General features: G+C 65.5%; 12 protein-coding genes. 5 read left to right on the forward strand and 7 right to left on the reverse strand.

Translation table 11 applies throughout. The annotated features are described in order from the left end of the window. The first annotated feature begins 3 nt into the window (after positions 1–3). Positions 4–1437: a proline--tRNA ligase gene (gene proS / locus KY501_RS06180; RefSeq protein ID WP_224361590.1), complete on the forward strand. Its 1434-nt coding sequence runs from the start codon at positions 4–6 to the stop codon at positions 1435–1437. Here the strand turns inward: proS and KY501_RS06185 are convergent. Together KY501_RS06185 and KY501_RS06190 are read right to left on the reverse strand one after the other, a co-directional pair. Continuing rightward, on the reverse strand, positions 1402–2676 hold the full coding sequence (locus tag KY501_RS06185; RefSeq protein WP_224361591.1) for an adenylate/guanylate cyclase domain-containing protein: 1275 nt from the start codon (positions 2674–2676) through the stop codon (positions 1402–1404). The two genes, proS and KY501_RS06185, sit on opposite strands and share 36 nt — an antisense overlap. A gap of 37 nt (positions 2677–2713) precedes the next feature. After that, positions 2714–3958 carry an adenylate/guanylate cyclase domain-containing protein gene (locus KY501_RS06190; RefSeq protein WP_224361592.1) on the reverse strand — a complete coding sequence of 415 codons (1245 nt, stop codon included), beginning with the start codon at positions 3956–3958 and terminating at the stop codon, positions 2714–2716. Between the two features lie 92 nt (positions 3959–4050). Here KY501_RS06190 and KY501_RS06195 point away from each other — a divergent pair, with 92 nt between their 5' ends. The 3 genes from KY501_RS06195 to KY501_RS06205 are packed head-to-tail and all read left to right on the forward strand — an operon-like array spanning position 4051 to position 5946. Continuing rightward, positions 4051–4578, forward strand: a complete 528-nt coding sequence (locus KY501_RS06195) for a metal-dependent hydrolase (protein ID WP_224361593.1) — start codon at positions 4051–4053, stop codon at positions 4576–4578. A gap of 3 nt (positions 4579–4581) precedes the next feature. After that, the gene (gene thpR / locus KY501_RS06200) at positions 4582–5136 is read left to right on the forward strand and encodes an RNA 2',3'-cyclic phosphodiesterase (protein ID WP_224361594.1); all 555 of its coding nucleotides are present in this window, start codon (positions 4582–4584) and stop codon (positions 5134–5136) included. A gap of 48 nt (positions 5137–5184) precedes the next feature. Next, a complete protein-coding gene (locus KY501_RS06205) occupies positions 5185–5946 on the forward strand; it encodes a nucleotidyltransferase domain-containing protein (RefSeq protein WP_224361595.1) in 762 nt (253 codons plus the stop codon). Between the two features lie 57 nt (positions 5947–6003). Here the strand turns inward: KY501_RS06205 and KY501_RS06210 are convergent, their stop codons facing one another. The 5 genes from KY501_RS06210 to KY501_RS06230 form a co-directional block, all read right to left on the reverse strand. Then, positions 6004–6771 carry a methyltransferase domain-containing protein gene (locus tag KY501_RS06210; RefSeq protein ID WP_224361596.1) on the reverse strand — a complete coding sequence of 256 codons (768 nt, stop codon included), beginning with the start codon at positions 6769–6771 and terminating at the stop codon, positions 6004–6006. Positions 6772–6834: 63 nt separating this feature from the next. Continuing rightward, positions 6835–11397 (reverse strand): beta strand repeat-containing protein, encoded by a 4563-nt coding sequence (locus KY501_RS06215; protein ID WP_224361597.1) that lies wholly within the window; start codon positions 11395–11397, stop codon positions 6835–6837. Between the two features lie 112 nt (positions 11398–11509). Next, positions 11510–13279, reverse strand: a complete 1770-nt coding sequence (locus KY501_RS06220; RefSeq protein WP_224361598.1) for a hypothetical protein — start codon at positions 13277–13279, stop codon at positions 11510–11512. A 163-nt stretch (positions 13280–13442) separates the two neighbouring features. After that, complete coding sequence (locus KY501_RS06225) at positions 13443–14213, reverse strand: hypothetical protein (protein ID WP_224361599.1); 771 nt, start codon at positions 14211–14213, stop codon at positions 13443–13445. A 124-nt stretch (positions 14214–14337) separates the two neighbouring features. Then, complete coding sequence (locus KY501_RS06230) at positions 14338–16506, reverse strand: PQQ-binding-like beta-propeller repeat protein (protein WP_224361600.1); 2169 nt, start codon at positions 16504–16506, stop codon at positions 14338–14340. A gap of 156 nt (positions 16507–16662) precedes the next feature. Here KY501_RS06230 and KY501_RS06235 point away from each other — a divergent pair, with 156 nt between their 5' ends. Further along, the gene (locus KY501_RS06235; protein WP_224361601.1) at positions 16663–17676 is read left to right on the forward strand and encodes a hypothetical protein; all 1014 of its coding nucleotides are present in this window, start codon (positions 16663–16665) and stop codon (positions 17674–17676) included. Positions 17677–17691: the final 15 nt, after the last annotated feature.

Raw genomic sequence — 17691 nt, forward strand, 5'->3', positions numbered from 1 at the left:
CACATGGCCGAGAAGCTCCTGCCCCGCGAGAAGGGCTTTTCCGAGTGGTACGTCGATCTCGTCCTGAAGGCGAAGCTCGCCGACTACTCGGACGTGAAGGGCTGCATGGTCATCCGCCCCAACGGCTATGCGCTGTGGGAGAACATGCAGCGCGTCCTGGACAAGATGTTCAAGGACCTGGGCCACAGGAACGCCTACTTCCCGCTGCTCATCCCCGAGAGCTACCTGAAGAAGGAGGCCGAGCACGTCGAGGGCTTCAACCCCCAGCTCGCCGTGGTGACGCACGCGGGCGGCGCCAAGCTCGAGGAGCCGTTGATCATCCGGCCCACGAGCGAGACGATCATCAACCGCAGCTTCGCCAAGTGGATCCAGAGCTACCGCGACCTGCCCATGCTCATCAACCAGTGGGCGAACGTGATGCGCTGGGAGATGCGCACGCGGCTGTTCCTGCGCACCACTGAGTTCCTCTGGCAGGAGGGCCACACCTGTCACGAGACGGAGGAGGACGCGGAGAAGGAGACGCTGCAGATGCTGGAGGTGTACCGGACGTTCGCCGAGGACTACATGGCGATGCCGGTGCTCAAGGGCCGCAAGAGCGAGACGGAGAAGTTCGCCGGCGCGCTGCGCACCTACTCCATCGAAGCGATGATGCAGGACAAGAAGGCGCTGCAGGCGGGCACCAGCCACAACCTGGGGCAGAACTTCGCCAAGGCCTTCGACACCCAGTTCCAGGGCCGCGACGGCAAGCAGCACCACGTGTGGCAGACGTCCTGGGGTGTATCCACGCGCCTCATCGGCGGCCTCATCATGACGCACTCGGATGACTCGGGGCTGGTGGTGCCGCCGCGGCTGGCGGCCACGCACGTGGTCATCATCCCCATCTTCGGCAAGGCCACCGATGCGGAGAAGACGCAGGTGAAGGAGAAGACGGCCGCGCTGGCGGCGGACCTGCGCAAGGCCGGGCTGGGCGTGGTGGTGGATGACGATGAGTCCAAGGGCCCAGGCTTCAAGTACTTCGAGCACGAGTTGGTGGGCACGTGCCTGCGCGTGGAGCTGGGCCCGAAGGATCTGGCCAAGGACTCGTGCGTGATGGTGCGCCGGGACCTGAAGCAGAAGGAGTTCATCCCGCTGGGCCAGGCCGTGGAGAAGGCGAAGGCCCTGCTGGACGCCATGCAGTCGGACCTCTTCAACAAGGCGAAGAGCTTCCGGGACGCAAACACCTTCGAGGTGAACTCCTACGAGGAGATGCAGAAGCGCGCCGAGGACGGCTTCATGCTGGCGCACTGGTGCGAGAAGCCCTCGTGCGAGGCGAAGGCGAAGAACGACATGGCAGCCACCACGCGGTGCAGGCCGTTCGACCTGAAGCAGGAGCCGGGCAAGTGCGTGGTGTGCGGCGACCCGTCACCCGGCCGCATCGTGTTCTCCAAGGCGTACTGAGGAGGACGGCACCGCCGGGGCTCGTTGGGGCGAGAACGTCGCCACGGGCTCCGGCTTGCCCTGCACCGGCAGCGGTGTGGCCGCGGTGAACTCGAACTCCGCACCACACCGCGCCCGCGTCACCTCCGAGACCAGCATCGGCACTCCTACCTTCTTCGTCAGCCCCTCGATCCGGCTGGCCAGGTTCACCGAGTCCCCTATCACCGTGTACTCGCGGCGCTGCTCGGGACCGATGGTGCCCACCACGACGCGGCCCGTGTGGATGCCGATGCCGATGTTCAGCGGCTCCTCTCCCCTCGCCCGCCGTTCCGCGTTCAGCGCCTCCAGTGCCTCCAGCATCTGCAGCCCGCACTCCACCGCCGCCTGCGGGTGCCCCGCCAGGTCCAGCGGCGCTCCGAAGTACGCCAAAATCCCGTCTCCGATGAACTTGTCCAGCGTGCCCCCGTTGCGGAACACCACCTCCACCATCCGCGCCAGGTACTCGTTGAGCAGCGCCACCACCTGCGGGCTCTCCATCCGGTCCGCCATCGTCGTGAATCCCCGGATGTCCGAGAACAACAGCGTCACCTCGCGATGCTGACCCGTGTCCGCTCCGGGACCCAGCTCCGCGATCCGGCTCGCCACCTGCGGTGAGAAGTAACGACCCAGGCGCTCGCGGCGGGCCTGCTCACGCGTCACGTCCAGTACCAGCCCGAGCATCTGCCGACTCACGAACGTCGCCGCCACCGCCGCCAGCAACAGCACCAACACCAGCGCATACAGATAGAGGTCCCACGGGAGCCCGACCGCCCGGAAGATCAGCTCCTCGCACAGGATGGCGAGCACCGTGGCCGCCGCGACCCCACGCCATGACAGCCCGAGCATCGCCACCGCCACCAGCAACGTGGCGTAGATGCCGATGGGCATCAGCGCCGACGCCAGGGGGTTGTCGGAGCCGGGCGCCGCCAGGACCTGGATGATGCAGATGGCGGGCATGTCGATGCCCACCACCCCGAGCGCGGGCCTCCTCCCCAACGCGGGCGAGCGCCGTGCTCCAAGCCAGAGCACCACCGCCAGCCCCAGGTACATGCCGAGCATCCACCAGGGCGTCCGCCAGTCGAACAACATGGCGAACAACAGCCACGTTCCCGTTCCTCCCACGCGGAAACGGTTGAGCCACTCGCTCACCTGCGCGCGCCGCTCCTCCAACCTCCGTTGGAGGAGCTCGTCGGAACCTGTCTCGGAGGGAACGAGCGCCACGGTGTCTCTCAGGCAAGCCCCGGCGGAGATACGCCGCTCAGCGGGTGCCTCGCTGGGCTTCGGAGCGCTTCGGGGTGAAGGTCGCCACGGGCTCCGGCTTGCCCTGCACCGGCAGTGGCGTGGCCGCGGTGAACTCGAACTCCCCGCCACACCGTGCCCGCGTCACCTCCGAGACCAGCATCGGCACTCCCACCTTCTTCGTCAGCCCTTCGATCCGGCTGGCCAGGTTCACCGAGTCTCCTATCACCGTGTACTCACGGCGCTGGTTCGGTCCCACGTCACCCACCACGACGCGGCCAGTGTGGATGCCGATGCCGATGCTCAGCGGCTCTTCTCCCCTCGCCCGCCGCTCCGCGTTCAGTACCTCCAGTGCCTCCAGCATCTGCAGCCCGCACTCCACCGCCGCCTGCGGGTGCCCCGCCAGGTCCAGCGGCGCTCCGAAGTACGCCAAAATCCCGTCTCCGATGAACTTGTCCAGCGTGCCCCCGTTGCGGAACACCACCTCCACCATCCGCGCCAGGTACTCGTTGAGCAGCGCCACCACCTGTGGGCTCTCCATCCGGTCCGCCATCGTCGTAAACCCTCGGATGTCCGAGAACAACAGCGTCACCTCGCGGTGCTGACCCGTGTCCGCTCCAGGTCCCAACTCCGCGATCCGGCTCGCCACCTGCGGTGAAAAGTAACGACCCAGACGCGCCCTTCGAGCCTGTTCTCGCGTGACGTCTCGCACCAACCCGAGCATCTGCCGACTCACGAACGTGGCAGCCACCGCCGCCATCAGCAGGACCAGCCCCAACGCATGGGGATAGGCGTCGCGTGGGATGTTGGCACGCTCGCAGAGCACCACCTCGCAGATGAGGGCAACCGCGGTGGTCACCGCCACGCCCCTCACCGACAGCCCGAGCATCGCCACCGCCATCAGCAGCGTGACGTAGATGCCAATGGGCATCAGCGCTACCGCCACGGGGTTGATCGTGTACTGCAGCGCCGAGTACTGGATGAAGCAGATGGCGGGCATGTCGATGCCCACCACTCCGAGTGCGGGCCTGCGGCCGAGAGCCGGAATGCGCCGGGACCCCAGCCACATGGCCACCGCCAGGACCAGGTACAGACCCAGCATCCACCGAGGCGTCTGCCAGTCGAACAGCGTGGCACACAGCACCCAGCCCACGGCTCCGCCCACGCGAAAGCGATTGATCCACTCGCTCACCTTCGCGCGCCGATCGTCCAGGTGCTGACGCAGGAGATCGTCGAGACCAGTCTCGGAGGGTGCCTTGAACACGCCAACCGTCAGGCTAGCCCAGGAGCCCCTCCACCGCCAGGAAGGCACCGAACCGCCAGGACCGCCGCGATGGACTATCGTGAGAGCCAGCCATGGCAAGCATCGGTCACGTCGCGGTCGGCATCTCCGTGGGCAGATACGAAGCGGGTCCCGCCTCGAGAGGCCGGTTGGCCCTCAGCATGCTGTTCTTCTCTGTCCTGGCGCTCCTGCCGGATGCGGATGTCATCTCCTTCATGCTCGGCATCCCCTACTCTGCCCCCTGGGGACATCGGGGCGCTTCGCACTCGCTCGTCATCGCGGCGCTGGTGGCGGGGCTATCCATGGCGCTGGCCCCCGTGTTCCGCCTCAAGCCCTGGCGCCTGGGCCTGCTCTCCCTGGTCGCCGTGGGCAGCCATGGCCTGTTGGACTCGCTCACCGATGGTGGGCTCGGTGCGGCGCTCCTGTGGCCCTTCTCCCAGGCCCGCCTCTTCGCGCCGGTGAGGCCTCTGCCCGTGGCCCCCATCGGCACGGGCATGTTCTCGTCTCGAGGGCTGTACGTCGTCGCCGTCGAGCTCCTCGCCTTCCTCCCCTGCTGGGCCTACGCGCTCTGGCCCCGCCGACGCGCCCCTTCGGAGTCCTGAGCCATGCGCCTGTTCACTGCCGTCACCCTCGGAAGTGCCGTGGAGGCCCAGACCGCGGCCGGCATCGAGCGCCTGCGGGCCCTGGCCCCCAAGGCTCGCTGGGTCAAGTCCGAGGGCGTCCACCTCACGCTGGTCTTCCTCGGCGAGGTGGCCGATGCACAACTCCCCGCGATTGGCGACGCGCTGACGCCAGTGGCCCAGCACCACGCGCCCTTCACCCTCTCCATCGAGGGTGGTGGAACCTTCGGCTCACCGCGTCATCCGCACGTGCTGTGGGCGGGCGTCCGCGGGAACACTGGTGCGTTGGAGGCGCTCCAGGCTGAGATGGCGGCCGTGCTGGAGCCGCTGGGCTTCCCTCGCGAGAAGCGCATGTACACCGCGCACCTGACGCTGGCGCGCTCCAAGGAGCAGCGCGGGGACGCGGCCTTCGCCGAGTGCCAGCGCGCGCTCGAAGGTCAGCACTGGGGAGAGGCCCACGTGAAGCACTTCGTCCTCTTCGAGAGCAAGGGAGGGCATTACCTGCCACGGCTGGAGCTACCCCTGGCGGGCGCCCTCTGAGATTCCATCCCGTCCCGAGTCCCGCCTCGCGCGGAAGGAGCTGAGCCCATGACGACGCTCGACAGCCGCCTGGATCCCTTCGTGCAGCGCCACCCGTACCCGCTCGTCTTCATGACGGTGAGTGGCTCGCACATCTACGGCTTCCCCTCACCGGACTCGGACTGGGATTTGAGAGGCGTCCATGTGCTGCCCGCGCGAGAGGTGGTGGGGCTGGACACGGGGCCGGACACGGTGGAGCAGTCCACCCTGCACGAGGGCCTGGAGATGGATCTGGTCACCCATGACGTGACCAAGTTCTTCAACCTGTTGCTGCGGCGCAACGGCTACGTGCTGGAGCAGCTCTACTCACCGCTGGTGCTGCGTACGTCGCCCGAGCACCAGGAGCTGAAGGCGCTGGCCAACGGCTGCATCACCCGCCACCACGCACACCACTACCTGGGCTTCGCGGAGACGCAGTGGCGGCTGTTCGAGAAGGATCGGCCGCGGCGGGTGAAGCCACTGCTCTACGTGTACCGGGTGCTGCTCACGGGCCTGCACCTGATGCGCACGGGGCGCGTGGAGCCGAACCTCCTCATCCTCAACGAGCACCAGCGCCTGCCCTACATCCCTGAGTTGGTGCAGCGAAAGCTGGAGGGCTCGGAGAAGGGCACGCTGAAGGAGACGGACTTCTCCTTCCACGAGCGGGAGTTCCTCCGCCTGCGTGAGGAGTTGGAGCGCGCAAGGGATGTGAGCCTGCTGCCCAACGAGCCGAGCAGCCGGGCCGGGCTGCATGATCTCCTCGTGCGCGTGAGGCTGGCCACGGTCAAGTGAGCCCGGTTCCATTCCCTGCTCGCTCAGCCCGGAACCTCTCCGAGCCATGCCGCTCTTTCACGAGCGGCGCGAGGCCACGACGAAGCGCCGGGTGAAGCGGAAGGGAGTGCCTCGCTCGGATGCGGGGTAGTCAGCGCGCAGCAGGGGCCGGAGCGTGTCCAGGAAGGCCTGGCTCTCCTGGGGGCCGAGCGCCGCGAGCACTGGCCGCAGCGTGGTGCCCAGGAGCCACTGCAGCACGGCATCCTCTCCGGGCAGCACATGGAGGTACGTGGTGTCCCAGGCATCCACCGTGAGTCCCATGCCAGCCAGGCAGGCTTCATAGGAATCGAGCGGATCGGCATGTCCCCGCCTCACGTGAGCGAGGGTCGCCGCGAAGCGTGGGAGCGCGCGAACCTCGTCGATGCGGCGGTGCGAGGGCGCATCGAAGTTGGCCGGCACCTGGAAAGCGAGCACGCCTCCCGGAGCCAGGAGGGACACCAACCGGGACAGGAGTGCGGGGTGCTCCGGTAGCCAGTGGAGCGCCGCATTGGAGACGAGCACGTCCACCGGAGCAGCGGGCGTCCAGAGTGCCAGGTCCGCCAATTCGAAGCGCACCTGTTCCGGAGCCGTGCGGCGGCGGGCCTCGAGCACCATGGCCTCGGAAGAGTCCACGCCGGTGACACGGGCCATGGGCCAACGCTCGGAGAGGACGAGCGTGAGGTCCCCGGTGCCGCAGCCCAGATCGACCACCTGAGCGGGAGCAGCGGCATCCACCCGGGCGAGCAGTTCGAAAAAGGGGCGCTTCCGTTCGTCACGAAAGTGCTCGTACTGCGCGGGGTTCCACATGAGCCCTCCTCTGTGCTGTGGGGGGAGACGGCTCCAGCGGCGCGCCAGAAGCTTCAGCTCACATCATGGCTTGAGCTGGACGACGAAGACGGTGAAGGTGGCCGTGGAGGTGGCGGTCTGCCTGTTGAGATTAACCGTGGAGTTGTCGAACAGGTAGGCCTGGGCACGCACGTCGCTGATGGTATCGGTCTGGACCTTGCCCTCCCCGTGAACCTGGCCCGAAGCCCACTGGCCACCCGCGATCACGAGGGTCCGGCTGGGGTCAACCGATGTCGTAAGGTTGATGGGTGCCGAATTTCCCGTGAGCGGCTGCTTGTACTGTTGAACAACGGTCCCAGAAGGGAACGTCACCACTTCCCAGGAGATCTCATCCACCTTGGAGGCTGAGCAGTTGGCTGAATCGCCCTCACCCCGTGAGAAGCTCACGGTCGTCGTGTTGGTCAGCTCGCCCCGCACGCCTCGATCGCAACTCCGCGTACCCCCGGCACTGAGTCTATACGAGTAGAGGAGGAGCGACCGGCTCAGATCTACTGCGGAAGAGAGAGCAGCAGTGGTCGTGACTGTCCCATTCGACATGGTGGACAACCCACGCTGGACCGCAGCTCCCGCATAGGCGATCGCCTGGAGGTTGTTGGTGTCCGCCGTGCAGTTGCCTGACTTTCGGATCTGCGCCTGGGTCGTCGTCGTCAACTCCGCCAGCCGAGGCGTATCGCTGCTCTGGTCTCCCCCACCCCGCTCGCTGCTGAGCAGCAGGAAGCTCTCAGCCCTCACGACGCTGGACAATGTGACGTTGGTCGTACCACCCGAGCAGGTTTGCGTCACACTGCTCTGCGTCGTCACTCCCGTGGGGAACTCCGCCACACTCCACCGGATGCTCACAGAAATAGTACTTGTTCCGTTCCGCTCGCACAGAACCTGGGCGGAGGTGTCCACACGGCAGCGCACGTTGGCATCTCCACTACCGATAGCCGTCGAGGTGGCCTGGAAGACCAGGAACGCCTTGTTCACATTGGCCAGCGCGGGCGTGATGGGACAAGGGATGCTGTTCGTTCCCCCAGCGATCGTGCAGATCCCCGATCGGACCGTGGGAATGATGTTCTCCGTCTGGGTAGCAGGGGGCGGAAGGGAGGAAGACGCCGTCAGCGTCAGCGGCGCGGTGGCGTTGTCTCCCCCGTGGTAGCCCTTGAAGTAGAAGTCCGCCGAGCTGTCCCCCATCGCGATGGAGACGCTGGTCACGGGGCCCGTGCAGTTGGAGTTCGTGAAGAACTCCGTCTCTGTCGAGCCGCTGAGGTTGACGGTGAGGGCCGTCGTATCCGTCGCCGGATTGCCATACGCATCCCGACGCTCGACCGTCCGCAGCGTACAGGTCCCCGCGAGCAGGCCCGCGGAGGGCGGCGTGCTGGACGAGAACGCCAGGGTGGAGGCACCAGCCGCGATGATGTTGTGGATCTGGGAGCCCTCAATGAACACGCTCGGGCCACCTCCCGCCTTGAGCGTCACGGCCTGGGCCTTCCGCCCCTTGTAGTAGAAGCTCGCTGAGTTCTGCGAGTCCTGGAAGGTGGCCGTCGAGATCTCCAAGGTGCAGCCAGCGTCCGAGTAGAACTTGAAGTTGGGATCCGTGGGGCCTGCGTTGTGGGTGAGATTGACTTCCTTGTTCCCGGACACAGGCACGACGTTGTCATGCGCATCCACGGAGTTGATGGTCACAGCCTGCGAGCAGACGTCCGCCGTGGTCGTATACGGCGAAGTGCTGAACGCCACCTTGCTTGCCGCCAGGGGATTGATGGTGGCGTTCTGCGTGGCCGAACTCAGCCCCTCTGAAGAGGCAGTAACGGAGATCGTCCCCGCTTTCGTCCCCTTGTAGGAGAAACTGACGCTCGTCTGACCCATGCTGATGACGCTCGGCTCCGAGCCCGAACAGTTGGTGTTCGAGTAGAACGTGAACCCAGCCGACGACGAAGCGGTCAACGAGAGCGGAATGTTCTCGACGGCGGGCAGCGCGCTCCCCTGAGAAGACTGCGCCTCCACCGTGACCACGCCAGAGCACTGGTCCGCCTGCAGCGTCGGGGCGCTCGTCGTGAAGGCAAGTACGGTCGGCTTCACCGGATCGATGGTCTCTGTCTGCGTCGCCTCGGCCAGGCTGCCGTCGGACGCGGTAATCGTCACGCTCTCGGCAGCGGAGTCCTTGAAGTAGAAGTTCGCGCTGCTCTGACTGGCCCCCAGCGTGAGCGAGTTCACCGCGGCCCCCGTGCAGGCCGGGTCCAGATAGAAGGTGAGGGTGTTCCCGGTCCGCGTCAGGTTGATCACCCGAGCGCCTGAAACGGGGTTGTTATAGGTGTCCTGCACTTCCAGGGCGGTGGAGGCCGAGCACAGGTCCTTCTGGATCCGCTGCGCTGGCGTCGTGAAGACGATCTTGTTGGCCGTCGCCGGGCTCACCTGCACCGTCACCGTCCCGTCGGTGAACGAACTCTTGCTGGCGGTCACCGCCACAGTCCCTGTCTTCGTCGTGGTCACATAGAACGTTGCGTTGGCCTGGCCCGAGTTGACGGTGACACTGGCCGTCGGGCTGGAGCAGCCTGAACTCGAGTGGAACGTGAAGCCCGTGGCAGGGTTCGCGGTGAGCGCGATGGACTGGTTGCCCGTAACTGTCGATGCGTTTCCAAGGGTGTCCTGCGTCTGCAGATTCACCGTCTTGCACTCTCCGGCATTCATGCTCAGCGGCGACGGAGAGAGCACCAACACCGTCGGCGGGCCTGGATTGAGGGTCTCGTTTTGAGTCTGGGTGAACCCAACACTCGTCGCGGACAGCACCACCGACTGCGCACGAGTCCCCTTGAAGTAGAAGCTCGCATCACTCGAACCCGAGGGAATGTTCACCACGGTCACCGGGGTGCCCGTGCAGTTCGAGCTGGTGAAGAACTGGACCCCGTCGGAGGGAGTCACCGACAGAGCCACAGCCGTGGCTGATCCCACCACGATCGGGTTGTTCGCGACATCTCGCAACTGCACCGTCCTCACCGTGGAGCAATTCCCCGCCTGCACCGGCTGCGCGGGGGTGGTGAACACGAGCGCGGCCGGAGGTCCGGTGTTGATGGTCACATTCAACGTGCCAGCCGTCAGCCCCATAGGCGCAGCCTGGATGATGGAGGCGCCTGCCTGGGTGCCCTGGAAGTAGAAGCTCACCGTGCTGCTGCCCGAGGTGAGGGTGACGCTCGTCGTGGTCGGAGCGCACGTGTTGCTGGTGGAGAAAGTCAGCGGCTTCCCCGTCGCACTCAAGGTGACGGTGAGGTTCGACGTCGCCACCACCGCATTGCCCTGGTTGTCCTGCAAGGTGGCTGTGACGGCCGTCGAGGAGCAGGTCCCGGCAGTCACCGTCGTAGGCCCCGAGAGCGCGATGACAGCAGGAGGTCCCGCCTGGATCGTCTCGGACTGCGAGCTGCCATTAAAGCCTGGCGCCGCCACGGAGACCGACACGCTCCCGGCCTTCTTGCCCCGGAAGTAGAACTCGGCGGTGTGAGAGCCCCCGGCCAGGGAGATGCTCGCCACGGATGCGCCGCTGCAATTCGAGGTTGTGAAGAACTCGAACTCCGCGCTGGGAGCGGCTGACAGCGAGATCAACGTGTTGCTCGTCACAGGCGCAGCATTGCCCTGCGCGTCCTGACTCTGAACCTGCACCTTCTGCGAGCAATCCCCTGCCGTCACCGTCTGCGGTTGGCTCAGGAACACCAGGCGGTTTCCCGGACCCGCAGCGATCTGCACACTCTGGGACGCGGTAGGCAGCCCGCTGAGCGACGCGGAGACCGTCACGCTCCCCACGACCTGCCCCTGGAAGTAGAAGGTCGCGGCGCCCTCCTGAGCGGGGATGGTCGTGCTCACCGCGGGCGCAGTGCACGCCGCATTCGAGTAGAAGCTGATGCCATTGGACGGAGTCGCCGCCAGAGCCACGGGAGTGGCCGTGGTGACTCGCGAGTTGCCGCCCTGATCGTCCTTCAACTGAACCGAGCCGCTCGAGCAAGTACCGGCTGGCACCGGCGTGGTCGGCACGGTCAGCACGAGGTTGGCCGGAGGACGAAAGCAGGCATTGGCGCCGCACGTGGACGCCTCACACCCACGCTTGCCATCGCAGTCGACATCCTCCTGATCCGTGCACTGCTCCTGGGCCCCCGGGTTCACTGATCCACTGGAGTCCTTGCAGTCCGCCCCCCCGTCGTCCGAGCTCACATACTGATCATTGTCGGTATCCCGCCCGGGCCGCAGCGCCAGGGGGCTGGCCTGGACGACGGTGTCCGTCACGAAGGAGGCCGTCACCGTCACGAAGGCCCCATTGGGAGTCTGGGCCGCAGCCCCGTTCGCGCAGTCGCCGTCCTGGTATGGGCGTGCAGCGAGCTCCACTTGCGAGGGCAGAGTGCCCGGGAAGACGGCGATCTTCAGTTCATTCTTGTTCCGAGGCAGCCACCGTGTCTCAAGGGCGACATGGGTCGACGGATCCCGGACCTCGAAGCGCACGCAGGAGGCGTGCACCCCGGGGTCGAGCACCACTGTGGCGCCAATCGCCTCCCCCTCGATCTTGTCACTCTTGCAGGCAGAGAGCGTGACGAGGAGCGCCACGAGGCTGAGCTTCTTCACTTCGGATACCTCGGCTACAGGGTAGAGGCCACATGCTAGCACGCTGGGGCTCCGCCTCATGCCCAGGCTGCCTGCTCCCTCGGAGGTAGAAGCTCAAAACACTCGGGGAGCGCTACGGCGCCAGCTTCCGAACCTGGAAGTCATCGAACCACACCCCGGCAATGGGTGTCTCGAGACCCGCGAGCCCGGGTTGCCGGAGCGCGGAGCTGCTCGAGTCCACCACCGTGAGGCGCACCTGGCCATCCACGGAGGCGGTGAGCTCCACCGGCCCCGAGCCCTTGGCGGACAGCGTCAACGTCATGGGCCCGCGGGCGGACGAAAGGCCATTGCTCGCCTCCCCCAGCACGGTGACCTGGCTACCGACCTCGCGCCGGATCTGAATCCGGCCATTTGACTTGGACACGAGCGTGTAGCGGGCACTGCCCTGGGAGCGAAGGAAGACGCCTGCCTCGGCCTCGGCGAAGTGCTGGAGCCGCACCTCGGCCTGGCAGTCACCGCAGCTCGAGCGCGACGCGAGCGCGAGTTCCTGGGAGTCGCGATCGCTCACCGCGCGCGAGCCATCCGAGTACCAGAGCCCCTCCACCGTCCAGCCGTCTCCCAGGCCGCGCGAGGTGGTGCGGGAGAAGTCATCCGAGAAGATGCTGGCGCCGGGAGGCGGAGAGTCCTCGGGGCCGTCGTCGCCAGAGTCCCCATCGTCCTCGCCGGTGGGCAGCGCCACCCGCGCCAGATTGCCTCGGGAGCTGGCGTCCCGCGCGTCACCGTAGAAGCAGGGGACCTCTGAGGTGCCCGCCGGGAGCACGTCCACGGCGTTGAGGTAGCCCTTGAAGGTCGAGTTCGAGTCCAGCACCACGGGCGCGCTGAAGGTGCCGTTCTTCAACACGCGGGCGCGAAGCTCGTAGCGTTTGTTGGGCTCGCGCATGCGGTTGTAGAAGAGATAGAGCGTGTTGCCGATGCGGGTGGTGGCCGCCTGCATGGCCCAGTCCTTGGTGTCCTCGATCAGCGTGCGAGCTCCGAAGGAACTCCCATCGAAGTGGCGGTAGTAGAGCCGCTCGTACTCGTCCTTGTAGACAAAGTGGATGCCGCCCTGGCCGTCCTCGACGGCGCTGAGCGCGGCGCCGTGGTAGATGCCGTCGGGGAAGGCTTGGCGGACGGAGCCCCAGGTGCCGAGCGGATCGCTGTCCTGGCGGATGCGCATGCGCGCGGGCTCATAGCCATCGTGCATGCCGTAGACGAAGATCAGCTTGTTGCCGATGGCCAGCAGCCGGCCGCCTCCGCGGTGCCGGACGCTGTCGAGGTCTGGCTGGCGCTGGAAGCTGGAGCCTCCGTTCGTGGAGACGGCCACCACCGCAGTGGAGCGCCCGTCCTTCTCGAGCCGGAAGGCCTGGATCCACAGCCGCCCTTGCGAGTCCCTGGCCAGGAGCGCGCGGGAGTAGGCGATGCGATCATCCGTGGCGTCGAAGACGCGGACGGCCGGCTCGGGGCTCCAGGTGTCACTGCTGGACTGGTAGCGCCACCACTGGAACCAGACGTCGTGCTTGTGCGACGGCCCCAGCTCGGAGGACTCGTAGGAGTAGACGAGCGCTACGTCCTTGCCGACGGCAAGCAGCTCTGCCCGGTCGTGGTGGCTGGCATCCGGCTGGATGGGTGCGAGGAAACGGAAGCTGCGCGCGCCATCATCCGAGCGATACAGCGAGAGGCCTCGCCCCTCTGAGCCTGTCTGCTGGAGGGCGAGCAACCAGACAGGTGCCCGGCTCCCTCCCATGCTGATTTGTACGATGTGACGCTGAGCCGGCAGGGTGAGCGCATTGCCACCCCCGACCGGCATCAGCGGAGTCCCGCTCGCGAGCACCGTCGCGAGCAGGGCCGTTGAAGCCCCGATCATCTTCGTCCCCTCCCCCGTCCCAATCCCGAAGGAAACCTAAGTCCGGGGGGCGAGGGAGGAAACCAGGGGTCGACGGCGACAGTGTCCCCCGGGGTGAGTCTGGTGCGGAGGGACCGTCAACAGGTGCACGCTCGCGGAGGCCGGAGCGTGCACCGGAGAGGGACTACTTCGTGCCGGGAGTGGCAGGGGCAGGCGCAGGAGAACCAGCCGGAGCGGGCGCAGGCGAGCCAGCCGGAGCGGGGGTTCCCGCCGGGGCGGCGCCCTTGCGCTCGATACGGGGCGGGGGGTTGATGAGGGTGAGGGAGCGGAGGAACTCGTCCGCGGCGGGAGCGCCGATGCTCGGGTTGTAGAGGGTGAGCAGGGTGTAGGTGCGCGGCCCAACGAGATAGGTACGCGCCTTCACCTCACCGCTATCGGAGGCGATGGTGAACGCCTTGCCGGGGTAGGTGTCGTTGATGGTGATGTTCTCTTCGCTGACGATCTTGCCCTTGAGCTGAGCGGCGATGCCATCACGACCCTCGTTGAGGAAGGCCTCCGGCGCGCGCCCGGCGACGGTCTTGGTGGGGTAGTCAGCGATGCTGAGGGAGTAGATGACGCCCTCGACGTTGCCGTTCCATGCGGCGGTGACGATCTCACCGTTCTTGGAAGCGAGCTTGTTGCGAACCACCGGAGGAGGATTGCCGGGCATCTTGGCGGTGAAACCGTCCTCGGGGCCGCCGAAGGTGTTGAGCTGCGGGAGGGCGGCAGCGGCGGGAGCGGGAGCAGGAGCGGCCTCAGGGGCAGGCTGCTCACCGCCCTGGTGCTCCTCGTTGGGGAGCTCCTCGACGGTGGAAGTGCCGCCGGCCTGGGTGGGCTGGCCCTGCTGGGTGGTGGCGCACGCGGCGCTCAAGGAGAGGATCGAGAACGCGGTGAAAAAACGAGACTTCAGGGACATGTACGCTCCCTCTGAGAAAGAACGGGTGGAACGAGACAGCCGACCCTAGACGAGTCCGCGGCCCCTGACTACCGAGGAATGAAGGCTCCGCTAGTTACTTGTCGCGGAGCCGATCTCGTTGGCCCTACTGGCAGTTGGTAATAGGCGTGGCCGGATTGCCCGTGTTGCGTGCGTCGTGCTGGTACTTGGGCCAGGCGGCCGTGTCACGACTCAGGCCTGGACTGTCCACGATGATGGCGTTCAGCACACCACCAGAAGGCACATAGAGCGTTCCTGAGGGCTTGCCTTGGATCACTGCCCCGGAAGTACTTCTCGCGCAATCCAATCCCACTGAGGCAGTAGCTGGTGCATTCAGTGCCTCCGTCCACTGCTGACTCAGGTCGCCCGTAGACAATGCAGATACAGAGCCCGAAGAGCTCGGCGCTGCATACAACAGCCCATCAGCCCCCAAAGCAGGGGCGTACTTCAACACTCCCACATTGGAAAACATCGAATTACTCGGCATCTGGCTTTGCAAGTCATACTTCTTGAGATTGCCTTGATTACCGCCAGTCTCCTGACCATGGAAGACGAGTATTCCTCCAGGGCCAATGATGGGACTCCACACCCGACCACCACTCGTACTCGGCAATAATGTCACATTCATGCTGCCGGCCATAGGCACAGAGTAGAGTGCTCCTTGGGTAGGGGTAGAACCAACCCCTCCACCTAGGAGATTCCCACCCGCTAGAGCCAACCCCACAATTAGCTGACTGGCCGGTTGAGTCTCCCAATTCAGCGCACTACCACCAAAGCTGTAACTAACGATGGTCGCATCACTCGTCGGGTAGACAAAAGTGCCCCCATCCGCAACCAGCGAACCGTCTTGAGTTGCCTCGGGAATGTTGAAGGTGGCACTGGAAAGAACACACTGAGCTGTTGAACTTGCTCCTTCAGGCCGAACAACCCAGAGCTCTGAATTCTTGCCATTGTTTACAACTGCTGCACCCTGCTCGAATCGGCTTGGTGCAGTTCCAAAAGTCGTGATGGCCATAGCGCTCAGAACCGAGCCAGCGTGTTCACCGGAGCCTGGGCACCTCACCCTCACTCCCCCATCATCGCTGGAGAGCGCGTAGAGCACGCCCTTGCTGTTCGTCGTGTTAGTCGCCACATAGATGGGCTCAACCCCACCGTCCGAAGTTCCAACTGCCAAGCTTCCGACTGCTCCCACCGTCGAAGCCTCCCAAGTCTTCGAGCCCTCCGGACTGAGGGCAATGACCTTGCCATCAGCGCTTCCGATGTAGACGGTCCCTTTCTCTCCAATGGCAGGGCTGGCCTTGATGGCTCCAGTGCTCAAGTTGAAAGCCCACTTCCATCGCGTCACATTGACCTGGGGGGTTGCTGGAGAAGTCGAGCCCACATTGCCGGCAAGATCATTGCCCTGCACTTCCAGCGTCATGGAGCCACGGAACAAATCGAATTTCGGCTCCCACAGGTTCAGTAGGGCCACACCACAGAAGAGAGCAGTGCAATTCGTCGTCGTCGGGGTCACTGCCACGGAAGCGCTGGCGACTCCATCCGTTCCCCGCAGAGCTACCCTCAAAGAGCCGACATCCAAATTGGCTTCATTCGTACGAATCTCGATCGGTATCTGCTGATCTCTTCTCCACAGGTTAGTCAATCCGTTCGGGTTGGGGTCCGCGTAGACTGTGCCCCCATCAAGCACAGGCACATTGGGGGACGGCACAGTCACCGTCAGAGTAGGCGGCACCCTGTCTACACTCACCACGACGGAACTCGACACACCGGCATTAGGTACGGGGTGGGACGCTCGCAACGTGACCTGTGCTTCCACGACCGGTGGCGTCCACACCGCACTATAGGTACCCGCATCGTCGTGACTGAAGTTCGTGAAGTCTCCCCCCGAACCGCCGCCATTCAACTCCGCACGGAAGTCGAGCGCTTCAGGGAAGCGAGTTGTGACCCGGTAGGTCTCGTTGACCTGCAACTGGGCCACGACCTGCACTGCCCCCGCATCGAGCAGCGCATTGGAGCTAGGCGTTTGGATGGCTACGCCGGTAAAGCGGGCCCGGCACCCATTTTTCGTGCAGGCCTCGTACTCCGCACAAGCAGGCATGCACACCCCTGCGTCCAACTCCGGCTCGGTATCCGTCGCGTAGCAGAGCTCCAAAGCTACGTTACAGGTTCCGCCATCGCCGCAGTCCGCGTCCGAGCGGCACTTCCTCCCCTCCGGATCCGTGCACCCAGCCAGCGTCGTGAGCAGCACCCCCGCGCACAGGAGTTTGCGCAACATCAGTTACCTCCCAAACCTTTTGACGGCCTTGTACCGGTGGATAGCATGCCCCCCCTGATCGAGGAAGGTTGCGGTCACACCTTCTGCATGATGTGACATGCTCGATTGGTAGCTGCACGACGCGCCCACTGCCTCTACCCCTGAAGAGGGCTTCCCATGGTGAACAGCCTCTCCCGTTACGGCCTCCTGCTGGCACTCGCCGCAGCCTCCCTGGCCACCTCGGCCCATGCACAGGCCTCGCAACGGGAGCGCACCGCACTCCACCCGTGCGTCATCACCGGCGGCAAGAAGGCCGATGTCTCCGAGTTGGAGGCCATCTGCGCCACTTCTGCCGTCCGCGAGACCATGAACCTCGTACCCTCCAATGAGGTCCGCACCTTCCTCGAGAAGGAGCACGGCTCCTGCGCGAAGGCCAAGAACCGCAACGCGTGTCTCGGACGTCTCGCCGCCGCCACCCAGGCCACCCGAACCCTCTACATCACCGTCAACCCGTTCACGCCCAAGTCCACTCGCATTACTGGCCTTGTCGTGGATGCAACCGGTAAGAAGGTCGAGGAGCGCCCCCTTGAGCTGCCTCGCATCGCCAACCAGCCACCGCGCGATGTGGTCCGGTTCGCCGTCTCGCAGCTCCTCGACCAGATGGAAGTGTCGAAGGCACCCGCGCCCGAGATCCTTCCCATGCCCATGATGCCCGGCAGTCCGGTCGAGCCCGAGACTCCGCCGGTCGTTGCCCAGCCCGCTCCTACCCAGACTTCACCAGCTCCCGCGCCGTCCCCCATCATCATCGTGAAGCATGAGCCTTCTCCCGGGCTGGAGTGGAAGACTCCTGTGGGCATCACCGCGATGGCCGTAGGCGGGGCAGGGCTCATCACCTCGGGCGTTCTCCTCTTCCTCGGCAACTCGGATGCCAAGAAATTCAACGACGCCTATGCTGGCACCACTCTCCCGCCAAGCACCGACCTGGAGGATTTGGTTGACCTCCGCGACAGCGCGAAGTCCAAGCACAAGCTCGCAGCCATCAGCGCAGGTGCCGGGGCGGCAGTAGCCATCACCGGCGCCATCCTCTGGCTGACGGACAGGCCTTCCTCGCCCAAGCAGACCGGCAAGGCCGGCTCTGCCCGCCTCACCGCTGGACCCAGTCAGGTGGGAGTGCTCGTCTTCCTGCCGTGAGCTGAACCCCACTCC

Origin of the sequence: Hyalangium versicolor, from assembly GCF_020103695.1 — a bacterium.
In the GTDB taxonomy this organism is placed as follows: domain Bacteria; phylum Myxococcota; class Myxococcia; order Myxococcales; family Myxococcaceae; genus Hyalangium; species Hyalangium versicolor.